Annotated in this window: 4 protein-coding genes and 1 pseudogene; 3 read left to right on the forward strand and 2 right to left on the reverse strand. The window is 35.7% G+C overall.

Annotated elements, in window-relative coordinates; translation table 11 throughout:
• Nucleotides 1–334 (reverse strand): annotated as a pseudogene (locus P8M54_RS02485) (hypothetical protein); the annotation flags it as partial.
• A gap of 210 nt (nt 335–544) precedes the next feature.
• Complete coding sequence (locus tag P8M54_RS02490) at nt 545–1,681, reverse strand: acyl-CoA dehydrogenase family protein (RefSeq protein WP_300284671.1); 1,137 nt, start codon at nt 1,679–1,681, stop codon at nt 545–547.
• Nucleotides 1,682–1,771: 90 nt separating this feature from the next.
• Between P8M54_RS02490 and P8M54_RS02495 the strand changes: the two genes are divergently transcribed.
• From P8M54_RS02495 to P8M54_RS02505, 3 genes are all read left to right on the forward strand, one after another.
• Nucleotides 1,772–2,851 carry an anhydro-N-acetylmuramic acid kinase gene (locus P8M54_RS02495; protein WP_300284674.1) on the forward strand — a complete coding sequence of 360 codons (1,080 nt, stop codon included), beginning with the start codon at nt 1,772–1,774 and terminating at the stop codon, nt 2,849–2,851.
• A gap of 122 nt (nt 2,852–2,973) precedes the next feature.
• Entirely contained in the window at nt 2,974–3,555 is a 582-nt protein-coding gene (locus tag P8M54_RS02500; protein WP_300284677.1) for a chalcone isomerase family protein, read from the forward strand.
• 88 nt (nt 3,556–3,643) lie between these two features.
• A partial coding sequence (locus P8M54_RS02505; protein ID WP_300284680.1) for a Glu/Leu/Phe/Val dehydrogenase dimerization domain-containing protein occupies nt 3,644–4,465 on the forward strand: 822 nt, incomplete at its 3' end.

Raw genomic sequence — 4,465 nt, forward strand, 5'->3', positions numbered from 1 at the left:
GAATTTCATTTTCTTTGTTTCGTTTCCAACCATAAACATCACCCCAATATTTAGCAGGGGCAAGGGTTAAAAAATAATTCTTAGTGTGTTCGGCCGGTGATAAATCCACAACCTGTTTTGTTTCACTAGAAAAATAATAAAGTACACCTTCCTGTTGTACCGATAGCTGCTTTTGTCCTTTTATTGCTTTTGCTTGTTTGAAATAGGCCACTGGATCGTATCCCTGGATAGCAATACCATTTTCAATGTTAAGTTGCAATTTCTTAATCGTTTTGACCTGCGCTATTACTCCAACCGAAAGCAAAAGGCAACAACTTATAATCCAGTTTTTCATTTTCAAAGTTTTTTTAAATGTACAACATTTACTTTTCAAAATAGGAGGCAATAAACCTTCAAGGCTTGGAAATTAGCAAGTTACTAATTTCTTTTTCAGCTCTTTAACCTTAAACAAATTCCGGCACCGATAAAGTGCAATTAGCTTCCAATAAAAAAAGCCCTTTCCAACTAGAATTGGAAAGGGCTTTTACAATTTATTTTGATCTGACTAAACTAAACCTCTAGAGATCACGATACGTTGTATCTCCGAAGTTCCTTCATAAATTTGAGTAATTTTTGAGTCACGCATCATACGCTCTACATGGTATTCAGCCACATAACCGTTTCCACCGTGAATTTGAACTGCTTCGTTAGCTACTTCTAAAGCAATTTCAGAAGCATATAATTTAGCCATTGCCCCAGAGTGTGCGATATCCATACCTGCATCTTTCTCACAAGCTGCTTTCATTACTAACAATTTAGCCGCAGTAACTTTTACATACATATCCGCTAATTTAAAAGCAATTGCTTGGTGCTTGAAAATTTCTTTTCCAAACGCTTTTCTTTCGTGAGCATATTTCAAGGCAATTTCGTACGCTCCAGTCGCTATTCCTAAAGCTTGAGAAGCAATACCGATTCTTCCGCCATTTAAAACATTCATAGCAAAAGCAAATCCGAAACCGTCTTCGCCAATTCTATTTTCTTTAGGCACTTTCACATCATTAAACATTAATGAATGTGTATCTGACCCACGAATTCCCATTTTCTTTTCTTTTGGACCAATATCGAAACCAGCCCAACCTTTTTCAACGATGAACGCATTGATTCCTTTGTGTCCTTTTTCAATATCTGTTTGTGCAATTACAATGTAAGTCGATGCGGTTGACCCATTAGTAATCCAGTTTTTAGTTCCATTTAAAAGGTAATGATCGCCTTTGTCAATTGCTGTTGTTTTTTGAGACGTAGCATCAGATCCCGCTTCTGGCTCTGACAAACAAAAAGCTCCAATCACTTCTCCTTTGGCTAGTGGTACTAAATATTTCATTTTTTGCTCTTCGTTACAGTATTTTTCCAAACCTGCACAAACAAGTGAATTATTTACAGACATAATCACCGCAGCCGAAGCATCAATTTTAGCTATTTCAGTCATTGCTAAAACATAGGAAATACTATCCAATCCTGACCCACCGTATTTAGGATCTACCATCATCCCCATAAAGCCTAAATCAGCCATCATTTTCACTTGCTCTGTTGGAAATTTTGAATGCTCATCGCGTTCAATAACTCCCGGTAATAACTCTGCTACAGCAAAATCTTTAGCAGCTTGCTGAATCATTAAATGCTCTTCGGTTAGATTAAAATCCATATTATTTTATTGTAAATTAAATGTTCTTAAATTTGTTCACAAAAGTAATTATTTTATCTCGGTTTTCAAACGATTTCGTAATTTTAGCCAATGTTTAAAGAAAAGTATACAGTAGTAGGAGTGATGTCAGGTACATCATTAGACGGAATTGATTTGGCACATATTGTTTTTACAGTACATGACAACCAATGGGATTTTGAGATAGCAGCATGTGAAACTGTCGCTTACTCGACTGATTGGTTAAACAAATTAAAAACTGCTATTACCCTTTCAGATGGCGATTTAGCCCAATTAAACCACGACTACACGCAACTTTTAGCAGCTGTAATCAGCTCATTTATTGATAAAAATCAGTTAAAAAACTTAGATGCCATTTGCTCTCACGGGCACACGATTTTGCACCAACCACACAACGGATTTACGCTTCAAATTGGTAACTTAGCAACGATTGCCACATTGACTAATCAAACAGTTGTATGTGATTTTAGAGTTCAAGATGTACAATTAGGAGGTCAAGGCGCACCGTTAGTACCCATTGGAGACCAAATTTTGTTTCAAGATTACGACTATTGCATGAACTTGGGCGGGTTTTCAAACATTTCGTTCGTTGCAAATAAACAACGAGTTGCTTTTGATATTTCAGCAGTAAATACCATTTTGAATCACTATGCATCTACTTTAGGATTTGATTATGATGACAAAGGAGCAATTGCTAGAAACGGAAACTGCCATGATGAATTACTAACAGAGTTAAACGCACTTCCATTCTACCAACTACCCTACCCAAAATCGCTAGGTTTTGAATTTGTAAAGGTAATTGCACTGCCGCTGATGGAGCACTTCACTATTCCGATTCAAGATAAACTCAACACCTTTACACAGCATATCGCACAACAAATAGCGGCTGCACTACCAGAGAAAAAAGGAAAAATGTTAATTACTGGAGGTGGGACATACAACACTTTTTTAATCGAAAAGATAAAAGAAAATGTACCCGAAATGGAAATAATTATCCCTGATGCCAAAACAATTGAATTTAAAGAAGCCTTAATTTTTGGTTTGTTAGGAGTTCTAAAATTACGGAATGAAGTAAATGTTTTGAGCAGTGTTACAGGCGCAAAAACAGACCATAGTTCCGGGGTGGTACATAAAATAAACAGTCAACAATAATTAGAAATCATCTATAAAATCACGAATCTAAAACATATTTTAAAAATAAATTACATCTTTTATAGATATACTGTAAATTTGCATCTATTCCAATTTAAAACAATATTTAAAATCATCCCCTCATGAAAAAGTTTTCAGCTTTATTAGTATTATTACTAATTTTACAGTTTACGAGCTCTATCGCTCAATCTTCGTTCATTGTTAATGGTGTAGAAATACCAAGAACTCTTGAATTTAAAGGAAAAACAATGTCTCTTAATGGTTTTGGACAACGATCTAAATTATTTATGGATCTCTACGTACAAGCATTATATGTAACGCAATTATCGCAGGATGCCGACTTGATTTTAAATAGCCAAACAGAAATGGCAATAACATTACGTATCACCTCAGGCCTAGTAAACTCTTCAAAATTAACAAAGGCACTAACAAAAGGTATGGAAAAATCAGTTGGTGAATCCGGAATGCTGAAATATGCCAAAGAATTAAAAGAATTAGAGTACCTGTTAAGTACCGAAGAAACAAAGGTTGGTGATTTATTTGAGTTAACATTCAATCCTCTTGATGAGTCTTTATGGATCACAAAAAACAAAGTCTATAGAGGAAAAATCAAAGGTCTAGAGTTTAAAAAAGCATTTTATGGAATTTGGCTATCCGAAAACCCTGTCAACAAAGGCTTAAAAGAGGATCTATTGGGATTGTAGATCAATTATTTTGTTCTTAACAATAATGAATGATTCCCTGCAAAAGGTATTATATAGCTTTAAAAAAATAAACATATCGTAAAAAAAAATGAAAGATTTACTACATAAATTCGAAATTAAAGAGCCTGAAATTGTTTTTAATTGGAAAGATACCGAAACGGAAGCAGAAGGCTGGACCGTAATCAATTCCTTAAGAGGTGGTGCTGCCGGTGGTGGAACCCGTATGAGAAAAGGTCTTGACATAAACGAAGTACTGTCTCTTGCCAAAACAATGGAAGTTAAATTTTCGGTTTCTGGTCCAGCCATTGGCGGAGCTAAATCTGGAATTAATTTTGACCCTAATGACCCGAGAAAAAAAGGAGTTTTACAACGCTGGTACAAAGCGGTATCCCCTTTATTGAAAAGTTATTATGGAACAGGAGGCGATTTAAATGTAGATGAAATTCACGAAGTAATTCCTATGACTGAGGAATGTGGTGTATGGCATCCGCAAGAAGGGGTTTTTAACGGACACTTTAAACCTACCGAAGCAGATAAAATTAACCGCATCGGACAATTGCGTCAAGGAGTAGTAAAGGTGATCGAAAATCCAAAATTCTCACCTGATGTAGCAAGAAAATACACAATCGCTGACATGATCACAGGTTATGGTGTTGCCGAAGCGGTTCGTCATTATTACAGCATTTACGGTGGTGATGTCAAAGGCAAAAAAGCAATTGTACAAGGGTTTGGAAATGTGGGATCAGCAGCTGCTTTTTACCTAGCCGAAATGGGTGCTAAAATAATTGGTATCATCGATCGCGATGGTGGATTAATTAACGAAGAGGGTTTTACCTATGACGAAATCAAAACTTTATTTTTAAACAAAGACGGTAATAAATTAGTTGCTGAAAATATGATTCCGTTTGAC

The organism is Flavobacterium sp., from assembly GCF_029242675.1.
Taxonomy (GTDB): Bacteria; Bacteroidota; Bacteroidia; order Flavobacteriales; family Flavobacteriaceae; genus Flavobacterium.